The sequence below is a fragment of the Flavobacterium amniphilum genome (assembly GCF_023634845.1).
In the GTDB taxonomy this organism is placed as follows: Bacteria; Bacteroidota; Bacteroidia; order Flavobacteriales; family Flavobacteriaceae; genus Flavobacterium; species Flavobacterium amniphilum.
Window position 1 is genome coordinate 14,629 of the sequence record NZ_JAMLJL010000019.1, and the last position, 23,906, is coordinate 38,534.

The following is a 23,906-nucleotide window of genomic DNA, read 5'->3' on the forward strand; positions in this document are numbered from 1 at the left end:
AGAATGTAAATGAAAAAAATTGGACTTTTATTACCTAAATCCACTTATTATTCAACAATTGGATTTGACCTATTTGAAGGGCTCAAATCCAATTTAAAAAAAATAGGATCAGAGGATTTAAAAATTGTAACTGAGAATATAGGATTTGGCGCTGATAAGCAACAATGCTATAGATCTGCAGAAAAATTATTATTGGACGAAAATGCTGATTTGGTTATAGCCTATATAGGCCATAGAATGGCAGAGTTGTTACGCCCTTTATTCTTGGCTACAAATAAAATTTTGATTGTTCTCGATGCTGGCGCCAACATGCCACAGGAATGGTCAGTTTGTCCTAATATAATTTACCATTCCCTTCACAATTCATTAGGGGCATTTTTATCATCAAAATTAGCAGTCAAAAAGGGGTATAAAACGGGTGGAATGATAACCGGCTATTATGATGGTGGTTATTTACAAACCTATAGCCTTTCCAAAAGTTTTGAAAATGAAGGGGGCAAAATATGTTTCAATCATGCTACCGGATATAAAGAAGAGGATTTTACCATGGAGCCATTATCCGACTATCTGAATTCTTATCCTGATTCGGCCTTTTTATCATTATTCAGCGGTGATTACGTTCAATGGTATTTCGAACAAATAAAAGTTTTATTCAATGATACAAACATTCCTATTTTTTTAACTCCTTTTGGTTTTGAAGAAACAATGTTGAAAAATGTAATTTGTCCAAGCAACAACATCCATGGTATTGCTGCATGGTCAAAAAACATCATCAATCCGGAGAATAAAGTATTTATTGAAGAAATAGAATTATTGGGCAAAACACCTAATATATTCACATTGTTAGGATGGGAAGGTGCAGAATTAGTTAAAAAAGTATTATTTCTCCTGGAAACCAACACTAACAACATATCGAAAGTCGTTGATGATCTTAATGAATTTCAGTTTAAGAGTCCCAGAGGATTAATAACATTTTATTCAAAGCATAATCAGACCATCTCTCCTCTATACGAAGCTTCAATTTTACCTGATGATAACGGGAAGTGTTCTGTAAAAATAAATACCATAATAGAAAATACCGACCAACATTTTGATGATTTATACAGTCAGGAATTAGAGGGGGTAACATCTGCCTGGTATAATAGCTATGTCTGCATTTAATATGGAAAACAAAAAGAAAATAGTAATATTATGTGGCGGAAAGTTTGCTTTTAAAACATTGCAACTATTAGCATTTGAAAAATTCCTTTATGGCATAGCAATTGGCAATGGGAATAAAACAGCGACAGAAGCATTAGAAAGCGAAGCCTCAAACAGCGGAATAGCTTTTAAATCTTTTCCAACAAAAAAATCCGTTTCAGCTATGCGTGAATGGATAGATGAAATTCAACCTGATTACATATTTTCGATTTCATTCCCTTTTCTGTTACCAGAATCAGTCCTATCGTATGGACATGATAAATTCATTAATTTCCATCCTGGCCCATTACCCAGATACAGAGGCCCGATGCCTATTTTTGAAGTTTTAAGAAACCAGGAAAGTAATACTGCAATTTGTGCCCATTTCATGAATAATAACTTTGATCAGGGTAATATTATTTTTAATGATCCAATTGTAATAGAAGAAAAAGAAACATACGGCAGTTTAACTGTCAAAATGAGCAACAGAATATCTCAAGTTGTTCTTAATGTGGCAAATATGTTAGAGTACGGGTCTAAAATACCAAATTTTATTCAAGACGAAAATGATTCCTGCTATTACGAAAAACCGGAATTGTCTGACACCTATATCAATTGGAAAAATATGAATGGACAGGAGATTGTTGCCTTAGTAAATGCATGTAATCCCTGGAATACAGGTGCAGACGCCACTTTATTGGGTGAGCAGATAAAAATTATTTCAGTAGTTTTAATAGATGAACTTCATGATGGCTTACAAGTTGGTACCATTATATCATTATCTGATGAAGGCATGGTAAAAGTTGCCTGTTCCGATAATGAAATAATCGGTATAGCAATTTTAAGTACAGATCAGGGAATTATGACCTCTAAAGAGTATTCTAAATTAAAAAAAATAAATCAATACATATTAAATTAAATAATGTTACGAATAAACATTCAATAAACTAAAAACCTTAATAAAATGAAGAATAAAATTACTTTATCAATCATCTTACTTGTGTTTAGTATATTTACCGGACAAGCACAAGTTTTTTGGAGCGATACGTTTGAGGACGCGGGAGCTCCATCAAGCGGAACAAGAACTCCGGGAAGCAATACCGGAACCGGAACGCCTTATACTTCTTATTTTGCCAGAACTAACAATGCAGGTATAGATGTAGTGACTAATCTTAGTGGCGGTTATTTATCCGGAGAAGGAACCAAATTTTGGGCTGGAGAAAATCATGACGAAATAACTGGGGCAATTGTGGCCGGTACAGAGGAACAACAAATCACCTGGAGTTCAATTAATATCAGTGGTAAAACAAATTTGCACTTCAGTGGACTTTTTGCTGCTAATAACACAACAGCAGCTTTTGAGAATTCAGCCTTTGGATCAAGTCACAATGATTATATTATCATTGAATACAGTATCGATGCAGGTGGCTACTTACCTCTTTTAAAGTTTTATGCAAACAACGGAATAAGCAGTGGAACAAATAACAAATCGTTATCATTGGATACTGATGCAAATAATGTAGGTGACGGTACAATTCTTAGTTCAACTTTTCAATCATTTGAAAAACAAATCCCATCAACCGGAACAACTTTGACTCTTAGAATCAGAAGTTACATGAATGGAGGAAGTGAGGAATGGGCAATAGACAATTTTAAACTTCAGGAAGGACCGGCATGTGTTAATCCAATAGTATACAATGTTACAGGAGGAGGAACAGGTTCATCGGTTTCTGTTGGTTTATCAAATTCAGAAGTTGGGGTTTCTTATCAATTAAAAAATGGGGCGGCTAATGTAGGAGCACCCGTTGCGGGTACTGGATCTTCCATTTCTTTTGGAATTCAAACAGTATCAGGAACGTACACCGTAGTTGGTACAAGAAACATTGGAGCATGTACAGCTACAATGAATGGTAATGCAGTTGTAAATTATGTTCCGGCTCCAACCCCTTCATTTTGGAATGATACGTTTGAAGACGCAGGATCTCCTTCCAGTGGAATTAGAACTGCCGAAAGCAATACGGGTTCGGGGACACCATTCACCTCCTATTTTACCAGAACAAATAATGCCAACATTCATCTTGTTTCATCCCTTAGTGGAGGTTATTTATCAGGTCAAGGATCTAAGTTTTGGGCAGGGGAAAATCATGATGAAATTTCCGGAGCACCGGTAGCTGGTACAGAAGAACAACAGATTGACTGGACAGGTATTAACATCAGTGGTAAAATTGATCTTGTTTTTAAAGGACTTTTTGCCGCTAACAATACATCAGCAGCTTTTGACACACAAGCTTTGGGCGATACTCACAGTGATTATATAATTGTTGAATATAGAATTGACGGAGGATCATACAACCCTCTTTTAAAATTTTACGGAAACAACGATATTAGCTCAGGCACAAATAACAGATCTTTAGCTTTAGATACTAATTCGGACAATATTGGTGACGGTACAATACTTACAACTAATTTTCAACAATTTGAAAGTTCAATTCCAGGCACAGGAACTACAATGGATTTAAGAATCCGATCTCACTCTAATTCAAGTAATGAAGAATGGGCTATGGATCATTTAAGATTACTGGACAGTACATTAAGCAACGATGATTTTGTTTTAAACAAATCATTCCTATTGTATCCTAATCCTAATAATGGTAATACTGTCAATATAAAATCAGATTTTGATGGGGATTTTCAAGTAATAAATCAATTAGGACAAATTGTAAATACTTTTAAAGTACATTCAAATACGATAAACAGTATTAATGTTAATTCATTATCTGATGGCATTTACTTTGTAAAAGGTACAGATGGCACAAAAATGATTACACAAAAAATGATTATTAAAAAATAATTTTTTCTAAAACTAATTAGAGTACAAACTTTTCAATGATAATTTTAAATTATCATTGAAAAGTATTCTTATAAAAATCAAATCTGAAAATTATGAAAAGAAGATTGTTTGTAAAAAACGCGAGTATCGTTTCAATGGGAATTTTAGCGGTTTCCGGAACCAATGTATTTGCTAATAACACTGAAAAAGAAAAAAGTACAGTCATTGACTTATTACCTCTTGGAAAGGCTTCTAAAAAAATTGTTTTAAAAGGAATAATTTTAGATGCAACTACGTCACAACCAATTGAAAATTGCAAAATGTCTGTTAAAGCTAAAGTAAATCGACTTTTCAATTCAACTCAAGACATACTAACATCTAACGGTGATTATACTATTATATCCGGTTTTACTGACGCGGGTAAAATAAGTAAAAAAATTAAAGTCGAAATTACGGCACCCGGATACAAACCTTACACAGGATATATCTATTTGTCTACAAGTGGTTGTAACTTACATAGTGATGAATGGAATTACAACAAAAATTTTGATTATAAAGATTGTCCTAAAAATCAACATTTAGAGAATGAAATAGCTTCTTCTTTCAATTTTAGATTGGTAAAATAAAATATTTTAAGGCACAAACTAAATACTAAATAAAATGAAACAAAAAATTACTCTATTTTTAATGGTGGTAATCTTTGGTCTCTTTAACAGTCACGCACAAACTCAATTTTGGAGTGACAGTTTTGAAGATGCCGGAGCGCCATCAAGCGGGACACGAACCCCGGAAGGTGATGCAGGAACCGGTACTCCATATACTACGTATTTTGCCAGAACCAACAATACAAGCATTCAAACAATGTTTTCTGCCTCCGGATATCAAAACTCTGAAGGAGCTAAATTCTGGGCAGGTGAAGACCATGACACTCATTTTGGGGCTGGAAAGGAAGAGATGGATATCACTTGGACAGGTATTAATGTGAGTGGAAAAACAGGGCTTTCATTCAGAGGTCTTTTCGCAGCAAACAATATTAATGCACCATTTGAAAACACCGTATTAGGAAGTTCACATTCAGATTACGTAATTGTCGAATATCGATTTAATGGAACTGGTGGCTATACAAGACTTTTAGGTTTTTTTGCTAATAATAATGTGGTGTCTGGAACAGACAATAAATCATTAGCTTTAGACACTGATGGGGACAGTGTTGGAAACACTCCTACATTATCTGGTAATTTCGCAGAATTCCAAGGTAATATCGTTGGAACAGGAACTACAATAGACATTCGAATTAGAGCATATTCCAATGGTACAAGTGAAGAATGGGCAATAGATAATTTTCGTCTTTTTGAAACACCTCCATGTGTTGCTCCAACAATTACTGCGCAACCACCAAACAGATCCATCTGTAACAATGCCAATACCACTTTCCCTATAACTGCAACGGGAGCAACCGGCTATCAATGGCAAGTAAATACAGGAAGTGGATTTACGGATATTACAAACGGTGGTGTTTATACCAACGCAACTACAAGCACTTTAAATATAACAGGAGCTACTTCGGGTATGAATGGCTATTTATACAGATGTGTTACCTATAACCCAACTATTGCTTGTTTTACCAATACAAATCAAGCAACCTTGACAATATCCAATATTAATACTTCAGCGGGTTCACAAACCAATGTGACCTGTAATGGTGGAAATAATGGTTCGGCTACAATAACACCCTCTGGAGGAATAGCGCCTTACACCTATTCATGGTCACCTTCTGGCGGAACTGCAGCAACGGCTTCAGGTTTAACGGCTAATAGTTATACAGTAACTGTAACTGATAACATTGGTTGTACTGCAACACGTAATTTTATAATAACTCAACCTCCTGCTCTAGTCTTAAATGCAAATTCGCAAACTAATGTCGCTTGTTTTGGAGGAAATACCGGTGCGGCTTCAGTAAATACAGCAACAGGCGGTACTCCCGGGTACACTTACAACTGGACTCCCGGAAATCCAACCGGTGATGGAACAACTTCAGTAACAGGCTTAACATCCGGAACTTGGACGTGTACTGTAACCGATGCTAATGGTTGTACTGCTGTAAGAAACTTTACAGTTACACAACCTCCAGCAGCAGTAAGCGGAACAACAGTAGTAACCAATGTAGCTTGTTTTGGTGGAAACACAGGAGCAATCAACCTTACTCCAACAGGAGGTGTAGGACCGTATACCTTTAACTGGGGCGGTGGTATCACTACCGAAGACAGAACAACACTTACAGCTGGAAACTATTCGGTAACCATTACCGATGCCAATGGATGTACAGGAACTGTTAATGCAACCGTTACGCAACCGGCAGCAGCAGTAAGCGGAACAACAGTAGTAACCAATGTGGCTTGTTTTGGTGGAAATACAGGAGCAATCAACCTTACTCCAACAGGAGGTGTAGGACCGTATACCTTTAACTGGGGCGGCGGTATCACTACCGAAGACAGAACAACACTTACAGCCGGAAACTATTCGGTAACCATTACCGATGCCAATGGATGTACAGGAACTGTTAATGCAACCGTTACTCAACCGGCAGCAGCAGTAAGCGGAACAACAGTAGTAACCAATGTGGCTTGTTTTGGTGGAAATACAGGAGCAATCAACCTTACTCCAACAGGAGGTGTAGGACCGTATACCTTTAACTGGGGCGGCGGTATCACTACCGAAGACAGAACAACACTTACAGCCGGAAACTATTCGGTAACCATTACCGATGCCAATGGATGTACAGGAACTGTTAATGCAACCGTTACTCAACCGGCAGCAGCAGTAAGCGGAACAACCGTAGTAACCAATGTAGCTTGTTTTGGTGGAAACACAGGAGCAATCAACCTTACTCCAACAGGAGGTGTAGGACCGTATACCTTTAACTGGGGCGGTGGTATCACTACCGAAGACAGAACGACACTTACAGCTGGAAACTATTCGGTAACCATTACCGATGCCAATGGATGTACAGGAACTGTTAATGCAAACGTTACTCAACCGGCAGCAGCAGTAAGCGGAACAACTGTAGTAACCAATGTAGCTTGTTTTGGTGGAAACACAGGAGCAATCAACCTTACTCCAACAGGAGGTGTAGGACCGTATACCTTTAACTGGGGCGGTGGTATCACTACCGAAGACAGAACAACACTTACAGCTGGAAACTATTCGGTAACCATTACCGATGCCAATGGATGTACAGGAACTGTTAATGCAACCGTTACGCAACCGGCAGCAGCAGTAAGCGGAACAACAGTAGTAACCAATGTGGCTTGTTTTGGTGGAAATACAGGAGCAATCAACCTTACTCCAACAGGAGGTGTAGGACCGTATACTTTTAACTGGGGCGGTGGTATCACTACCGAAGACAGAACGACACTTACAGCCGGAAACTATTCGGTAACCATTACCGATGCCAATGGATGTACCGGAACTGTTAATGCAACAGTTACTCAACCGGCAGCAGCAGTAAGCGGAACAACAGTAGTAACCAATGTGGCTTGTTTTGGTGGAAACACAGGAGCAATCAACCTTACTCCAACAGGAGGTGTAGGACCGTATACCTTTAACTGGGGCGGTGGTATCACTACCGAAGACAGAACAGGATTGGCAGCGGGAAGCTACTCAGTAACAATTACGGATGCCAATGGATGTACAGGAACCGTTTCTGGAATTACAGTTACGCAACCGGCAGCGGCAGTAAGCGGAACAACCCTAATAACTAATGTATCTTGTTTTGGTGGAAATAATGGAGTAATCGACCTTACCCCAACTGGAGGTACAGGACCTTACACTTATAACTGGGGCGGTGGTATAACTACTGAAGACAGAACATCACTTACACCTGGAACCTACTCGGTAACAATTACCGATTCTAATGGTTGTACCGGAACTCTTTCAGGAATTATGATTACGCAACCTGTTTGGGCAGTAAACGGAACAACTATAGTAACCAATATTGCTTGTTTTGGTGGAAATACCGGAGTAATTAACCTTACACCAACCGGAGGTTCTGGACCTTATACCTATGACTGGGGCGGTGGTATAACTACTGAAGACAGAACAGCACTTACGGCTGGATCCTACTCTGTAACAATTACCGATTCTAATGGTTGTACAGGAACCATTTCCGGAATTATGGTTACGCAACCTACGGCTTTAGCAGCAACTGCGGCTTCGCAAACTGATGTAGCTTGTAATGGTGGTTCAAATGGTAGTGCAGCTATAAACACTCCAACTGGAGGTGCTGGTGGATACACTTACAACTGGACTCCCGGAAATCCAACTGGTGATGGAACAACGTCTGTGAGTGGTTTAACTGCTGGATCTTGGACATGTACAATAACTGATGCTAACTCTTGTACAACATCAGTAAACTTTACTATTACTGAACCAACAGCTATTGATTCTAATGTAACTCAAGCTGCAGGTATATTGACTGCAATTCAATCTGGAGCTACTTATCAATGGTATACTTGTCCAAATACAATTTTAACAGGAGAAACTAATCAAACTTATATTCCAACTGTTGTTGGCGATTATAAAGTAGATATAACTTTAGGTGGTTGTACTGTTACTTCAAATTGTATCACTGTAACTGTACTTGGTAATGATGATTTTGATTTATTCTCTAAATTCAAAATGTATCCAAATCCTAATAACGGAATTCTTACTGTTGAAACTAAAACTGATGGCAATTTTGTAATTGTAAATCAGCTAGGTCAAATTGTGGAAAATTTTAGTGCAAAAGCTAACACTAAAACAACCATAAACATTGAGAAATTAAGTGATGGAACTTACTTTGTAAAAGGTAACAAAGGAACTAATATTCCAACAAAAAAATTAGTTATAAAGAAGTAACTAATAAATAAATCATAAAAGTAGGCCGTATTTAATACGGCCTATTTGTTTATATAAAGTTGGTAATAATAATCAGCTTTAGCATAATCTCCTATGTCCCTATAAGCCATAAATAAATAATTAAGGGCTTGTTTTTGATTAGGATTTAATGCGTATGCCTTATCAAAAGCTCTAATAGCATCTTTTAAACGACTTGACATTGCCAATGCATTACCATAATTCATCCACATTTGAGCATGATCCGGTTGTTTTTTTAGTCCGTCTTCAAAAGCAGTAATCGCTTCATTATATTTCTTCAAATTAAAAAGTGCTGAGCCAAAAAAATTATATGTATTGGAATTATCTGATTTACTTACAATACATTTTTTATAGTAAACAACCGCTTTTTCGTAATCCGACTTCATATAATAGATGTCTGCCATATTTCTAAAAAGTGCTCCATCATTTGGGTCCATTTTCATTGCCTTACTAGTACAACTATATGCATTATCATAATCTTTAATTCTATAATAACAAACGCCTAGATTAACCAATGTACCTTTATCATTTGGATCAATCCGTAAAGCTCTGTTATAATATTCTATAATACCAGGCAATTGTGATTGTTGTTCGGAAATATCTTCAGGTAACTGTAAGAAAAAAGTAGTCGCGTAATTAAAATTAACCCGGGCACTATTTGGTGAATTTTCTATATCCGATGTAAAAAGAGTAAAATTAGATTCCCAGACTTTATTTCTTTGAAAAGAGGTTGTAAAAAAAAACAAAAAGAGCAATCCAAATCCGAAAATTAATCTACTGCTATCTGAGTCATTTTGCATCTTTTTAAAGCTATTAAAAACAATAAAAACAAAAGCAATACAAATTCCCAAAACCGGAGTATATAACAACCTATCCCCTATTGTCGTTCCTATCAAAGTTATAATATTCGTAGCTAAAGCAATTGTTACAAAAAAGAAAATAATACCGAATGAAATAACAGCGCATTTCTTTCTATAATAAAAAGCAATACCCAATAATAACAGTATTAAAAATACACTACCCAAAAAAGGTAGTGATAAAAATTCAGCGCAGGGAATTTGATTAAACGAATAATCATAACTCATATTCACAGGAAAAAAAGTATTACAGATGTAACGTCCTAAAATTGAAAACCCTGTAGTTACCTGTGTTAATATATCGTTACAAGCTACTAATGAATTATCTAAATAAGAATATTGTATTCTTTTATAAGGGGATGAATTTATTATAAATTGATGTAGAAGCAGCCAGCAAACGGTAACAACTACATGAGGAAAAATACCCCTAACCAATTGCTTACTGTTTTTGAATTCATTCCATAAAAGAAAAGCTAAAACTGGGAGAAACAAAATACCTGCTTCTTTTGAAAGCAAGCAAAAAAAATAGAAAATAATTGATGCTATTTTCCAATACATTCCTTTTTTACAGAATAGACCATAGACAGATAACAGGAAAAAAAACAAGCACAAAATCTCATCCCTACTTTTAATATTAGCAACAACTTCAGTATGTATAGGATGAACAGCAAATAGAATTACAATGATAAATGATATCCAATACGAATAATTTTTAAAAAAATGCCTTAGTACAATGAGCAACAATACATTACTCAAAACATATAAAACTACATTGACAAAATGATGAATAAAAGGAGTATTGGGCATCAATTGCCATTCAATTGCAAAAAAGACCAAAGACATCGGTCTATATAAACCACTGTTTGAGTTCCAATATCCCTGCCAATAAAAAGTAGAAAAAATATCTTTGATACCAAGAATGCCATTTTGAACAAATTTATTTTCCTGAATTACTGCTATATCATCTAAAACAAAACCATGTGCCAAAGTATTAGCATATAAAGCAAAAGAAACAATTCCAACAGCCCATAACATCCATGAATATGATTTTTGTATTTCTTTTGCCACAGAAGTTATTTCCGGATTAGTTTTTTTTTTGTTAGCCATAACCTATTTTTTTAAGACTGGAATAATTTATAAGAATATTGAAACTATAATTTTAGAAGTCCATATTTAATGATACAAAATATGGCACGAAATCCATCTTTCCATGTAATTTTTTTATCTTCTTTATATGTTCTTCCATAATAAGAAATACCCACTTCATAAATTCGGATATTCGGAATTCTGGCAATTTTTGCGGTTACTTCCGGTTCAAATCCAAACCGTTTTTCTTTTAACTGTATGGATTTCAAAACATTTTTGCTAAACATTTTATAACACGTTTCCATATCTGTTAAGTTTAAATTAGTCATCATGTTGGACAAAAAAGTTAAAAATTTATTCCCTATCGTATGCCAAAAAAACAAAATCCGGTGTGGTTTACTTCCCATAAATCTTGAACCATAAACAACATCCGCAAATCCATCCAATAACGGTTGAAGAAGTATATTATATTCTTTTGGATCGTATTCTAAATCTGCATCTTGGATAATAATATAGTCGCCGGTAGCTTCACTGATTCCTCTATGAATTGAAGCTCCTTTTCCTAAATTTTTTACATTGGAAAAATACTTAAGGTTCAGATGCTTGTTTTGTTTGAAGTAGTTTTGAATTAAAATTTCAGATGTGTCCGAAGAACAATCATTAACAATTATAATTTCTTTTTCAATCCCTTGTTCTAAAACAACAAGTTCAATTTTTTCAAGAATTTTCAGTATTGTTCTTTCCTCATTATAGACAGGAATAATAATAGATAACAGATTATTCATTTATTTGCAAATTGATTTCACAGGAAACTTAATTTTGCACTAAAATACAATTTTAATTAGCTATTTAACAATATTCTTTTAACTCTACTTTAGAGATTTTCAATACTAAAATTCTTCTCTAAATAGAATTAATGGCAAGATTTAATAAAGTTCAATATATTGATTAGTAATTAATACAAATAAAAAAGCTGCTCTTTTTAAGGAACAGCTCTTTATTTTATTTTAAAAAGGAACATCACTATCGTCATCATAACTATTCATGTTACTTCCGAAAGCTTCATTCGGAGTAGGAAGATTCGGAGTAGTGAAAGGATTTGAATCGTCTAAGTTCATTTTTGAAGGCAAATCATCAAAAACAGATCCGAACTCATCTAAATTATCAAACTTTCCTAAGTGTCCCAAGAACTTCAAACGGATGTTTTCCAAACTACCATTACGGTGTTTTGCAATAATAAACTCAGCTTGTCCTTGTGTAGGTGAACGCTCATCATCATCCCATTCGTCAATTTTATAATATTCCGGACGGTAAATAAACGATACGATATCAGCATCCTGCTCAATTGCACCCGATTCACGTAAGTCGGAAAGCAATGGACGTTTACTCGATCCACGCGTTTCAACGGCACGGGACAACTGCGAAAGTGCAATCACCGGTACGTCCAATTCTTTTGCTAAAGCTTTAAGATTTCGGGAAATGGTCGAAATTTCCTGCTCACGGTTTCCGCCTCCTTTTCCGCCTCCACCGGCAGTCATTAACTGAAGGTAATCTACAATAATCATTTGAATATTATGCTGGGATTTCAAACGACGGGCTTTAGCACGTAAGTCGAAAATAGACAAAGATGGTGTATCGTCAATAAACAAAGGTGCTTTTTCCAAGTCACGTACTTTAACAGAAAGTTGCTCCCATTCGTGCTTTTCCAATTTACCGGTTCTTAATTTTTCAGATGACAAACCGGTTTCCGAGGAAATCAAACGGGTAATTAACTGTACCGAAGCCATCTCAAGGGAAAATACTGCAACACCATGATTAAACTGAATTGCAATATTACGCGCCATCGATAATACGAATGCGGTTTTACCCATACCGGGACGTGCCGCAATAATGATCAAATCGGATGGCTGCCAACCCGAAGTTACCTTGTCCAATGCATGGAATCCGGTAGCAACACCACTCAATCCTTCTTTTCCGGCAATTTGTTCGATTCGTTTTTTCGCCTGGATAACCAAACTCTGGGCTGTTTCAGAACTACGCTTGATATTACCTTGGGTAACTTCATATAATTTTGACTCGGCTTTATCCAACAAATCAAAAACATCGGTACTTTCATCATAGGAATCTTCGATAATTTCGGAAGAAATCTTGATCAAACTACGCTGAATATGCTTTTGAAGGATAATTCTCGAGTGAAATTCAATGTGTGCAGAAGATGAAATTTTCTGGGTTAGCTGGATCAGATAAAAATCTCCTCCGGCTAATTCCAATTTGGCCATTTTCTTTAATTGTGCCGAAACGGTCAATAAGTCAATAGGCTGTGAATCATTAAAAAGGGTTACAATTGCCTCAAAGATGTATTTATGGGCATCTTTGTAAAAAGCATCCGGCTGCAAGATATCGATAACCTCATCAACACCCTTTTTATCAATCATCATAGCACCCAACACAGCTTCCTCCAAGTCGAGGGCCTGCGGTGGTAACTTTCCTTTCTCCAGGTTGATAATAGTGGTCTTATCTACCTTTACAGGGTTAATATTCTTGAGATTTTCCATGATACAAAAGTACGTCTTCTGTCCCTAAAACAGGTAAAAAGACCTTTCTAAATGTGTGAACAACTTTTTGTTGAAAACTAAATTTTTCTGTTGATAACCAAAAAAAAATCCGAAACCACTGGGCTTCGGATTTTCTATAATTCGATTCGAATTTTACTCATTAAACTGCCCCATCTTGCTGTACTTGTCCATTCTTTGGGCAATTAGATCAGCTGTTGATAAGTCTTTTAATTCGTTAAATCCTTTTAAAACATATTCTTTTACCGATTTGAAACCGGTTTCTTTATCTCTGTGAATTCCTCCCAGTGGTTCAGGAACAATATCATCAATCAGCTTGTGCTCTTTCATATCAACCGGTGTCAACTTTAAAGCTTCCGCTGCTTGCTCTTTGTACTCCCAGCTTCTCCATAAAATAGAAGAACATGATTCAGGTGAAATTACTGAATACCATGTATTTTCCAACATCAATACACGGTCTCCCACACCAATTCCCAAAGCTCCTCCCGAAGCACCTTCACCAATAATAACGGTAATAATCGGCACTTTCAAACGGATCATTTCCAAGATATTACGGGCAATAGCTTCTCCCTGACCTCTTTCTTCAGCTTCTAATCCCGGATAAGCTCCCGGGGTATCTACTAAAGTCAATACAGGAATATTGAATTTCTCTGCCATTTTCATTAAACGCAAAGCTTTACGGTAACCTTCCGGATTCGCCATACCAAAATTACGCAACTGACGCATTTTAGTATTGATCCCTTTTTGCTGACCGATAATCATGAATGATTGTCCGTCAATTTGACCTAAACCACCCACCATTGCTTTATCATCTTTAACACCACGATCACCAAACAACTCCAAAAATGTATTGTCAGTTAAACTTGCAATATGCTCTAAAGTATAAGGTCTGTTAGGATGTCTTGACATTTGAACACGTTGCCATGCACTCATGTTCGCGTATATATCTTTCTTGGTTTCTTCTAATTTTTTAGTGATTTGTTCACAAGTAGCAGTAACATCAACGTCTGATTCCTGACCTATGACCTGACATTTTTCCAATTGTTCTTCCAGTTCCTTAATTGGTAATTCAAAATCCAAATATTCCATGAGATTTTTATTTTTTGTGTCTAATATGAAGTAACAAAGATAAAATTTCTAGTTGAGTATAAAAGCATATTTTGCCTTATTATTGCATTTTGCCAACATTGGCTTAATAATCAATAATTTACACTTCAACTTGTTTTACCTTATTTTTCAGTACGCCGTTTAATATTACAGTTGAAAGTATGATTAAGGCTCCTATATAAAACTGACTGTTCATTTGCTCTTTTTCACCAAAAACAACCAAAGCCAGAATAATACCATAGATAGGCTCCAGGTTAATGGTAAGCATTACCGTGTACGGACTCAGGTATTTCATCACGCCTACCGAAGCGATAAACGCATAAGCGGTACAAAATGAACTCAGTACAAAAAGCCAGATTAAATCATTCCAGGAAAGTTTAAAGAATTCGGCGTTAAAACTCCCTCCTATTAACAGGAATATGGAGAAAAACAACACTCCTCCCACCAATTCGTAGAAGGAAATGATAGTTGGGTCATATACCTGGGCAAATTTACCATTGATGATCGAGAAGGATGCCGATAAAAAGGCAGATGTCAAGGCCAGTAGAATCCCTTCCACATAATGTCCTTCTACCTTAAAAATAAGATACAGTCCGGCGATAACCACCAATCCGAAAAGCACCTCATATCCGATTACCTTTCTCTTGAAAAAGATAGGCTCCAGTATCGAGGCAAAAAAAGCCCCAGTCGATAAACAGGCTAGCGTAACTGAAACATTGGAAACCTTAATGGCTTTAAAGAATGTATACCAGTGCAACGCAATAACCAATCCGGCAAAAAGCAGCACTAATATGGTTTTCAAAGGAAGTTTATACGGCAGTTTCCTGAACCACATATAAACCAGTATGAATAAAGAAGCAAAAAGCATCCGGTACCAAACTAACGGTAAGGCTTCTAATGTAATTAAAGCACCCAAAACAGCCGTGAATCCCCAAACGAATACTATAAAATGTAAATGCAGGTAACTGTTGAATACTTTATCTTTTGGCATTTTTAAGAAGGTAATAAGCTAATACTCCGAAAACAATATTTGGAATCCATACTCCGATCAATGGTGAAAAAGATGATTTTTCGGCCATGGTTCCGAATATTTTATCCAGGAAAATATAGGCAAAAGCCACAGCGATACCAATCGCTAAATTGATTCCCATCCCTCCTCTTCTTTTCATTGAAGAAACAGAAACAGCAATAATCGTTAAGATAAAAGCAGAAATAGGAATACTGTATTTACGGTATTTTACTACCATATAACGGTTGATATTCGATGATCCTCTTTGCTTTTCTTTCTCAATAAACTTATTCAGTTCGGTCATGTTAAGTGTTTCGGCGATGTAAATAACCGGTGTAAGATCATCCATCTCAAAATTGAACTTCATGTTCTTAACATTCTCCCTTTCAAGCTTATCACCCAACTCACCTACGGTACGTTTTGTAAAGTTCATCATCGTATAATCCTTTGTTTTCGGGTTATACATAATAGACGATGCAGTTATCTTATAAAGTAGTCTTTCTTTATCAAACTTTTCATAAACGAAGTTATAACCGGTTTTGGCTTCCTGACTGAAGTTACTGGCGTAAATAAATTCGCTGTCACTGATTTGCCTGTACACATCACTGGTTTGCCGCATTTCACTCCTTCCGCCGCCTTTGAGGTACATATAACGGAAATTATTAAACCCTTCACTGGCTCTGGGAACCAAAAAGAATCCCATGAACAAAGCAAACATACAAACCATGGTTGCTCCTATCATATAAGGTCTAAGGAAACGGCTGAACGAAATTCCGGAACTCAGGATTGCAACAATCTCGGTATTATTGGCCAGTTTTGAGGTAAACCAGATAATGGACAAAAAGAGGAAAATGGGGAAGAGCAAATTGGCAAAATAGATGATAAAGTCTAAATAATAACCAACCACCTTTACAAATGGCACTTTATTTTCCAAAATCCTGTTAATCTTTTCAGATACGTCAATTGTAATACCAATTGGAATGAACAATAACAACATAGTGGAAAAGGTCATTAAATACCTTCTCAATATGTATCTGTCGATAATTGTTAGTTTAGAAAATAACTGCTTGAACATTATAAGCGCTTATCCATTTGTTTAACCATTTTTTCTTTCCACTCACGGAAATCTCCTGCTAAGATATGTTTTCTTGCCTCACGAACCAACCACATATAGAATCCTAAATTGTGAATCGTGGCAATTTGTTTTCCTAAATATTCATCGGCAGCAAATAAATGGCGCAAATAAGCCTTAGTATATTCTACATCTACGAAAGTGTGTGCCATTTCGTCGATTGGCGAAAAGTCATCAGCCCATTTTTTATTTTTGATATTGATGGTACCGTGTGCTGTAAACAACATTCCGTTGCGGGCATTTCTGGTTGGCATCACACAGTCAAACATATCGATACCCAAAGCAATGTTTTCCAAGATATTAATTGGCGTACCCACACCCATTAAGTAACGGGGTTTGTCTTTCGGGAGGATGGCCGTAACGACTTCGGTCATTGCATACATCTCTTCTGCCGGTTCACCCACAGATAATCCTCCAATGGCGTTACCTACTGCTCCTGCATTTGCGATATATTCGGCTGATTGCTGACGTAAATCTTTATAAGTACTTCCTTGTACAATGGGAAAGAAAGCCTGATTGTAATCGTATTTAAGTGGTGTTTTGTCTAAATGTGCGATACAACGGTCCAACCAACGGTGTGTCATGTGCATCGAACGTTTTGCATAACGGTAATCACACGGATAAGGTGTACACTCGTCGAAAGCCATGATAATATCAGCACCAATGGTACGCTGGATTTCCATTACACTTTCCGGAGAAAAGAAATGGTATGAACCATCGATATGTGATTTGAATTTCACTCCTTCTTCCTTAATTTTTCGGTTAGAAGAAAGCGAATACACCTGATATCCTCCTGAATCGGTTAAAATATTACGGTCCCAGTTCATGAATTTGTGCAAACCACCTGCTTTTTCCAAAATTGGAGTCTGCGGACGTAAATATAAATGGTAAGTATTTCCTAAGATGATATCCGGATTGATTTCCTCTTTCAATTCGCGTTGGTGCACTCCTTTTACCGAAGCTACGGTACCAACCGGCATAAAAATAGGAGTCTCAATAACTCCGTGATCTGTAGTAATTTTACCGGCTCTGGCTTGTGTTTGCGGATCGGTGTGTAATAAATCAAACTTCATATAATGCGTTCTTCCTTAAAATTCGAAAGGCAAAGATAAGTTAATTCAGTAATTTGATTGAGAGTTCTTTTCAAATTTTAGGAATGTTTTAGTAACCAGTGACTAGTAATTAGTGATTAGTACCTTTTGAAGAGTCCTTAGTCCTTAGCGCTTAGTCCTTAGTAACGGTTAAAGAGTGTTTCACAGCATTTAAAGAATAATTAGTACTTTTTGAATAGTCCATAGTACCTTCTTTAGAGTTCCAAGTACTTAGCTCTTAGTCCTTAGTAATCGTTAAAAAGTTATCAATACCACTTAAATAGTCTTTGGTACCACTTGACTTCGACAGGCTCAGCCACCGAATATCTATCAGTACCACTTGACTTCGACAGGCTCAGCCACCGAATATCTATCGGTACCACCTAAAAATTAGCAGTACCACTTAAAAACTATCAGTACCACCTAAAAACTATTAGTACCACTTAAAAACTATCAGTACCACCTAAAAACTATCGGTACCACTTAAAAAGTCTTCGGTACCACCTAAATAATCGTCTGTACCAGTTAAAAAATCTTTGGTACCACCTAAAAAGCTATCTGTACCACTTAAAAAGTCTTCGGTACCACTTAAATAATCATCTGTACCAACTAAAAAGTCTTTGGTACCACCTAAATAATCATTGGTACCAATCAAAGAACACTAATTACTAATTACTCTTCACTATGAACTATGAACTATGGACTAAGAGCTAAGGACTAACAAAATGAACAAAACTTTTGCCAGTCGGAAAAATAAAAGGTAATTTTGGGCGCAAATAATTTATACGTATTCAAAATGTCTGACATTCAACAACTAACAAAATTTACAACACAGGTAAGAAGAGATATTCTTCGCATGGTGCACGCTGTAAATTCAGGTCACCCGGGAGGTTCTTTAGGGTGTGCGGAATTCTTCACAGTTCTTTACCAACACTTAATGGACAGAAAACCCGGATTTGACATGGACGGTATTGGAGAAGACATCTTCTTCTTATCAAACGGTCACATCTCTCCTGTTTTTTATTCGGTTTTAGCCCGTAGCGGTTATTTCCCGGTAAAAGAACTGGCTACTTTCCGTAAGTTAAACTCAAGATTGCAAGGTCACCCAACTACACACGAAGGTTTACCGGGAATCAGAATGGCTTCGGGATCTTTAGGACAAGGTTTATCTGTTGCTATTGGTGCTGCACAGGCTAAGAAATTGAATAAAGACAACCATTTAGTATATGCTTTATGTGGTGACGGTGAATTACAGGAAGGTCAAAACTGGGAAGCTATCATGTATGCTTCTGCAAAAGGCGTTGACAACTTAATTGCCACTATCGACTTAAACGGAAAGCAAATTGACGGTACTACTGACGAAGTTTTGAACATGGGTAGCGTAAAAGCCAAGTTCGAAGCGTTTGACTGGGACGTTGTTGAAATCAAAGAAGGAAATAATATCGAAGCGATCATTGCCGGTATGACCCATGCTAAATCTTTAGCAGGAAAAGGAAAACCGGTTTGTGTTTTATTGCATACGGAAATGGGTCACGGTGTAGATTTCATGATGCACACACATGCTTGGCACGGAAAAGCGCCTAACGATGAGCAATTAGAGAAAGCATTGGTACAAAACCATTTAGAAGACGAAATCGATTATTAAGAATTATGAGTTATGAGTTCTAAGTTATGGGTTATTCTCCCAAACTTTTAATTCTTAAACCATTTCAATCATACATTGAATATGAAAAAATATACAAATCAAGGAAGTAAAGATACCCGTTCCGGTTTTGGAGCTGGAATGACCGAATTAGGTCAGAAGAACGAAAATGTTGTAGCACTTTGCGCCGACTTAATTGGTTCTTTAAAATTTGATGATTTCAAGAAAAATCACCCTGAGCGTTTTTTCCAAATTGGAATCGCTGAAGCAAACATGATCGGAATTGCTGCCGGTTTGACTATTGGAGGTAAAATTCCTTTCACAGGAACATTTGCTAACTTTTCAACAGGTCGTGTTTATGACCAAATCCGTCAATCAGTTGCTTATTCAGACAAAAACGTGAAGATTTGTGCTTCGCATGCCGGTTTGACTTTAGGAGAAGACGGTGCAACTCACCAGATTCTTGAAGACATCGGATTAATGAAAATGTTACCGGGAATGACTGTAATCAATACTTGTGATTACAACCAGACAAAAGCTGCGACGATTGCATTAGCAGACCACCATGGTCCTGTTTATTTACGTTTCGGGCGTCCGGTAGTTCCTAACTTTACTCCTGCTGATGAGCCATTCGTTATTGGAAAAGCAATTATGTTAAGCGAAGGTACTGATGTAACAATCGTTGCTACAGGTCACTTGGTATGGGAAGCTTTAGTTGCTGCTGAAGCTTTGGAAGCGAAAGGGATTTCTGCTGAAGTAATCAACATTCACACGATTAAACCATTGGATGATGAAGCTATTTTAAAATCGGTTGCCAAAACAGGATGTGTTGTTACAGCTGAAGAGCACAACATCTTAGGTGGTCTAGGAGAAAGCGTTTCAAGATTATTAGCATTGAACACTCCAACTCCACAGGAATTTGTAGCTGTAAACGATAGTTTCGGTGAATCAGGAACTCCTGAGCAATTGATGGAAAAATACAAACTAAACAATCAGGCGATTGTTGAAGCTGTAGAAAGAGTAATCAAAAGAAAATAATTTTCTTTTACCTCATAAAAAAAGTCCCATTGTAAAATGGGACTTTTTATTTATAACTATTATTGTTTTGTTAACAACCTGGTGTCATATCATAATAATTAGGAATAGTATCGTTATCACAATCCCCTGTACGTTGATTCTTGGTTAAGACCCCGTCATTGTTATCATCTGTATCCAAATAATCAGGTTTTCCGTCACCATCAGTATCTCCCCTAGGGATTTCTACTTTAGACAGAACACCATCACCGTCATCATCCTGATCAAGGTAATCCGGTCTTCCGTCATCATCGGTATCATCATCAACCGTATTATCATCAACACCTTCTTTTACTATGAATTTACCGTCACCGTTTAAGTCTTCCAAATACGAATCTTTTCCGTCAAAATCATGATCAACGCGGTTAACATGCATCAGTTTAAATGAGAAAACCAAAGGCGAATAAGCCGGAATATTACCCGTTTGGGAATAATACCCCAATCCTGAAGGAATAAAAAACACACCTGCACCGAAATCATTATAGGTAATCACACCAGTACCAGCATCATAAGAAGAAGTTCCTGACTTGAATAAAGGAACAATCTCTCTCCATCCTTCCACAACTTCGTACATTTTAAACCATAATGGATTTTGCGCCTGGTCAAATTGAGTACCAGCCGTATACTCTACATCTACGTTATTCACTTTTTCCTTCTTAGTGTAAAGATATTCACCACGGTAAGCAACTAATGCCGAGTCTACTCGCGTAAGTGACGCATTAGTCCCTTGTCTGAAGTTGATATAATACATTTTATAATTCACTTCATGGCTTTCATTTTCGACCATTTTGAATTGTAAAGGATATTCTGTTTGTGTACGAATAGGCAAACTGTCTGCTCCGTGTGATTGAATTTTTTTAAAGCTCACATCAAATGTTGCAGGATCAACCTTCATGTAATAGTTATCTATAAACTCGTCTATTTTTGCTAAATCCTTCACATATTGTTCATCATATGGCTCTGGTTTTTTACCGTCAGAATCATCATTCTTATTGCACGAAAAAACAAATAGTCCGATTGTTACTACTAATATTGCTTTAAAAAATTTACTCATTACTTTAATTTTAGTGGCCGCAAGATACAATTTTGATTTATTTTTGTTTTAAATTTTAACGTAGTTTTTTAAAATTTATGCGAATTGACAAGTACTTGTGGTGCGTCCGTTATTACAAAACACGGAATATGGCCACCGAAGCCTGTAAAAAAAACCAGGTTACCCTTAACGGAAATGTAGCAAAACCTTCCAAAGATATACTCCCGGGAGATAAAATCACTTTCAGGAGAGACCAGATTACTTATATTATTAAGGTACTGGCTGTTCCCGATAACCGCGTTGGGGCCAAACTGGTCGACCTGTACAGAATTGATGAAACACCTGCTGAAGCTTTTGAGCACTTGGAAATGCTGAAACTTTCCAAAGCGCATTACCGGAAATTCGGTGAAGGAAGACCAACCAAGAAAGACCGCCGTGATTTAGACGATTTTGAATTCGGCTTTAACGAAGAAGACAATGATACTGAATAAGGAATATTGGGAAAACAGATACCATAAAAATGATTTCCCCTGGGATGCAGGAGATATAACAACTCCGTTAAAAGAATATTTTGACCAGATTAAAAACAAAAACATCCGGATTCTTATCCCCGGATGCGGCAATAGCTATGAGTTTGAATACCTGATTAGTCAAGGCTTTACAAACGTAACGGTATTGGATTATGCAGAAAATCCGGTCGAAAACCTAAAAAAAAGAATACCCGAATCCTACCATAAAAACATTTTGCATGCGGATTTTTTTACACACGAAAGACAATATGATTTAATAATCGAGCAAACCTTTTTTTGTGCCTTATCGCCGGACTTAAGAAAGGATTATGTTCAAAAAATGTATCAACTCCTATCAGAGAAAGGAAAAATCGCCGGTTTATTATTTCAATTTCCGTTAACAGAGGCCGGACCTCCTTTTGGCGGCAGCAAAGAAGAATACATTCATTTATTTTCCGGGTTATTTGAAATAAAGACATTGGAAACCGCCCATAATTCCATCAAACCCCGTCAGGAAAACGAACTCTTTTTTATCTTTACCAAAAAAACAACACCATGAACCAAAACATCATCTTAAGCCATCAGGAAATCGATTATAAAATTAAACGTATTGCATACCAGATCTACGAAACTTTCATTGATGAAAAAGAGATTGTGATTGCAGGAATTCATGGAAATGGATTGGTTTTTGCGCAAAAACTGTCGGCAGCATTGCAAGCGGTTTCTTCTCTTAATGTAATTTTATGCGAAGTGATGATCGACAAAAAGAATCCCAATTCAGTTATCACCACTTCTATTGATAAAAGCCAGTATACTGAAAAGGGATTAATATTAGTTGATGATGTATTGAATTCGGGAACTACTTTAATATATGGTGTACGCCATTTTCTTGACGTACCGCTAAAGAAATTCAAAACAGCAGTACTTGTAGACCGAAATCATAAAAAATACCCTGTAAAAGCCGATTTCAAAGGAATTTCACTTTCGACATCCATACTAGAACATGTTCAGGTCGTATTTGAAGAAAACAACAACCACGCTTATTTAGAATAAGCTTTCAATTTCGGCAACTATTTCTTCCGGTGATTTATCATCGACCATAATGGTGTATTTGCATTGACTGTAATAATAGTTTCTGTCAAATAAATGTTTGGCTATATACTCAAACGTTTCCTCGTCATTCAGATTCTTCAACAAAGGACGGTTTGAAACTTCGTTTTTAAGCCTTCCTATTAAAACCGGTATACTCGCTTTCAGATAAACCGAAAAGACATCTTCATTTTGAAGATATAAATGATTATTTGCATAACAAGGTGTACCTCCACCCGTACTTAATATATAAGAAAAGTCTTTTTCTATCTCTTTTTTGAAAATTTCGTGTTCTTTTTTCCTAAAAAACACTTCTCCTTCATCAGAAAATATCTCCATAACCGATTTTTGAAGCTCATTTTCGATTAAAAAATCCAAATCCTGGAAAGGTAAATTGAGTTTTTCCGCCAGAAGTTGGCCAATTTTTGTTTTACCCGAGCCCATGTACCCTACTAAGACAATTTTTTTCATAATTATAAATCCCTATAAATAAACACTTTGAAAATCATTTTAAAAAAAAGACAAATTTATTATCATTTTCCTTTGAAATGTTAAAAATAAGGTATTATATTTGCACCCGCAATCAGGAAATGATTTTGACTCCGTAGCTCAGTTGGTAGAGCACATCACTTTTAATGATGGGGTCCTGGGTTCGAGCCCCAGCGGGGTCACAAATTTGACCGAATTAATTTCCTGAAAGCAATGACTCCGTAGCTCAGTTGGTAGAGCACATCACTTTTAATGATGGGGTCCTGGGTTCGAGCCCCAGCGGGGTCACAAA

The 23,906-nt window shown here is 36.6% G+C and carries 20 protein-coding genes and 2 tRNA genes; 12 read left to right on the forward strand and 10 right to left on the reverse strand.

Going from position 1 to position 23,906, the window contains the following annotated elements:
- The first annotated feature begins 9 nt into the window (after positions 1-9).
- The 5 genes from NAT51_RS16835 to NAT51_RS16855 all read left to right on the forward strand — a co-directional run bounded on the left by NAT51_RS16835 (position 10) and on the right by NAT51_RS16855 (position 8,905).
- Complete coding sequence (locus tag NAT51_RS16835) at positions 10-1,161, forward strand: ABC transporter substrate-binding protein (RefSeq protein ID WP_250600768.1); 1,152 nt, start codon at positions 10-12, stop codon at positions 1,159-1,161.
- Positions 1,148-2,098 carry a methionyl-tRNA formyltransferase gene (locus tag NAT51_RS16840; protein ID WP_250600771.1) on the forward strand — a complete coding sequence of 317 codons (951 nt, stop codon included), beginning with the start codon at positions 1,148-1,150 and terminating at the stop codon, positions 2,096-2,098. Before NAT51_RS16835 ends, NAT51_RS16840 begins: the two co-directional genes overlap by 14 nt.
- Positions 2,099-2,143: 45 nt before the next feature.
- Entirely contained in the window at positions 2,144-4,030 is a 1,887-nt protein-coding gene (locus NAT51_RS16845; RefSeq protein WP_250600773.1) for a T9SS type A sorting domain-containing protein, read from the forward strand.
- Between the two features lie 92 nt (positions 4,031-4,122).
- The gene (locus tag NAT51_RS16850) at positions 4,123-4,635 is read left to right on the forward strand and encodes a hypothetical protein (protein ID WP_250600775.1); all 513 of its coding nucleotides are present in this window, start codon (positions 4,123-4,125) and stop codon (positions 4,633-4,635) included.
- Between the two features lie 34 nt (positions 4,636-4,669).
- Positions 4,670-8,905, forward strand: a complete 4,236-nt coding sequence (locus NAT51_RS16855; RefSeq protein ID WP_250600777.1) for a beta strand repeat-containing protein — start codon at positions 4,670-4,672, stop codon at positions 8,903-8,905.
- A gap of 41 nt (positions 8,906-8,946) precedes the next feature.
- On the opposite strand, the gene NAT51_RS16860 is transcribed toward NAT51_RS16855, so the two are convergent.
- The 8 genes from NAT51_RS16860 to NAT51_RS16895 form a co-directional block, all read right to left on the reverse strand.
- Positions 8,947-10,887 carry a tetratricopeptide repeat protein gene (locus NAT51_RS16860; protein WP_250600779.1) on the reverse strand — a complete coding sequence of 647 codons (1,941 nt, stop codon included), beginning with the start codon at positions 10,885-10,887 and terminating at the stop codon, positions 8,947-8,949.
- A gap of 44 nt (positions 10,888-10,931) precedes the next feature.
- Positions 10,932-11,651 carry a glycosyltransferase family 2 protein gene (locus NAT51_RS16865; protein WP_250600781.1) on the reverse strand — a complete coding sequence of 240 codons (720 nt, stop codon included), beginning with the start codon at positions 11,649-11,651 and terminating at the stop codon, positions 10,932-10,934.
- Between the two features lie 222 nt (positions 11,652-11,873).
- Positions 11,874-13,421, reverse strand: coding sequence for a replicative DNA helicase (gene dnaB, locus NAT51_RS16870; RefSeq protein ID WP_250600783.1), 1,548 nt, complete (start codon positions 13,419-13,421; stop codon positions 11,874-11,876).
- Positions 13,422-13,574: 153 nt separating this feature from the next.
- On the reverse strand, positions 13,575-14,528 hold the full coding sequence (locus NAT51_RS16875; protein WP_250600785.1) for an acetyl-CoA carboxylase carboxyltransferase subunit alpha: 954 nt from the start codon (positions 14,526-14,528) through the stop codon (positions 13,575-13,577).
- 118 nt (positions 14,529-14,646) lie between these two features.
- Positions 14,647-15,537, reverse strand: coding sequence for a DMT family transporter (locus tag NAT51_RS16880; RefSeq protein WP_250600787.1), 891 nt, complete (start codon positions 15,535-15,537; stop codon positions 14,647-14,649).
- Positions 15,524-16,630, reverse strand: coding sequence for an LptF/LptG family permease (locus NAT51_RS16885; protein ID WP_250600789.1), 1,107 nt, complete (start codon positions 16,628-16,630; stop codon positions 15,524-15,526). The genes NAT51_RS16880 and NAT51_RS16885 overlap by 14 nt, the downstream gene beginning before the upstream one ends.
- Complete coding sequence (tgt, locus tag NAT51_RS16890; RefSeq protein WP_250600791.1) at positions 16,630-17,760, reverse strand: tRNA guanosine(34) transglycosylase Tgt; 1,131 nt, start codon at positions 17,758-17,760, stop codon at positions 16,630-16,632. The genes NAT51_RS16885 and tgt overlap by 1 nt, the downstream gene beginning before the upstream one ends.
- A gap of 481 nt (positions 17,761-18,241) precedes the next feature.
- Entirely contained in the window at positions 18,242-18,433 is a 192-nt protein-coding gene (locus NAT51_RS16895; RefSeq protein ID WP_250600793.1) for a hypothetical protein, read from the reverse strand.
- Positions 18,434-18,574: 141 nt separating this feature from the next.
- On the opposite strand from NAT51_RS16895, the gene NAT51_RS16900 reads away from it, so the two are divergent.
- Together NAT51_RS16900 and NAT51_RS16905 are read left to right on the forward strand one after the other, a co-directional pair.
- Positions 18,575-19,423: a transketolase gene (locus NAT51_RS16900; RefSeq protein ID WP_250600795.1), complete on the forward strand. Its 849-nt coding sequence runs from the start codon at positions 18,575-18,577 to the stop codon at positions 19,421-19,423.
- 81 nt (positions 19,424-19,504) lie between these two features.
- A complete protein-coding gene (locus NAT51_RS16905; RefSeq protein WP_250600797.1) occupies positions 19,505-20,458 on the forward strand; it encodes a transketolase family protein in 954 nt (317 codons plus the stop codon).
- Positions 20,459-20,528: 70 nt separating this feature from the next.
- On the opposite strand, the gene NAT51_RS16910 is transcribed toward NAT51_RS16905, so the two are convergent.
- Complete coding sequence (locus NAT51_RS16910) at positions 20,529-21,548, reverse strand: FKBP-type peptidyl-prolyl cis-trans isomerase (RefSeq protein WP_250600799.1); 1,020 nt, start codon at positions 21,546-21,548, stop codon at positions 20,529-20,531.
- 77 nt (positions 21,549-21,625) lie between these two features.
- Between NAT51_RS16910 and NAT51_RS16915 the strand changes: the two genes are divergently transcribed.
- The 3 genes from NAT51_RS16915 to NAT51_RS16925 are packed head-to-tail and all read left to right on the forward strand — an operon-like array spanning position 21,626 to position 23,089.
- Positions 21,626-22,018 (forward strand): RNA-binding S4 domain-containing protein, encoded by a 393-nt coding sequence (locus tag NAT51_RS16915; RefSeq protein ID WP_250600801.1) that lies wholly within the window; start codon positions 21,626-21,628, stop codon positions 22,016-22,018.
- A complete protein-coding gene (locus NAT51_RS16920) occupies positions 22,005-22,595 on the forward strand; it encodes a methyltransferase (RefSeq protein ID WP_250600803.1) in 591 nt (196 codons plus the stop codon). The genes NAT51_RS16915 and NAT51_RS16920 overlap by 14 nt, the downstream gene beginning before the upstream one ends.
- Positions 22,592-23,089, forward strand: a complete 498-nt coding sequence (locus NAT51_RS16925; protein ID WP_250600805.1) for a phosphoribosyltransferase domain-containing protein — start codon at positions 22,592-22,594, stop codon at positions 23,087-23,089. The genes NAT51_RS16920 and NAT51_RS16925 overlap by 4 nt, the downstream gene beginning before the upstream one ends.
- Here the strand turns inward: NAT51_RS16925 and NAT51_RS16930 are convergent.
- Positions 23,081-23,596: a shikimate kinase gene (locus NAT51_RS16930; RefSeq protein WP_250600807.1), complete on the reverse strand. Its 516-nt coding sequence runs from the start codon at positions 23,594-23,596 to the stop codon at positions 23,081-23,083. The two genes, NAT51_RS16925 and NAT51_RS16930, sit on opposite strands and share 9 nt — an antisense overlap.
- 127 nt (positions 23,597-23,723) lie before the next feature.
- On the opposite strand from NAT51_RS16930, the gene NAT51_RS16935 reads away from it, so the two are divergent.
- Together NAT51_RS16935 and NAT51_RS16940 are read left to right on the forward strand one after the other, a co-directional pair.
- Positions 23,724-23,796: transfer RNA gene (locus NAT51_RS16935), tRNA-Lys, on the forward strand.
- 33 nt (positions 23,797-23,829) lie between these two features.
- Positions 23,830-23,902, forward strand: a tRNA-Lys gene (locus NAT51_RS16940).
- Positions 23,903-23,906: the final 4 nt, after the last annotated feature.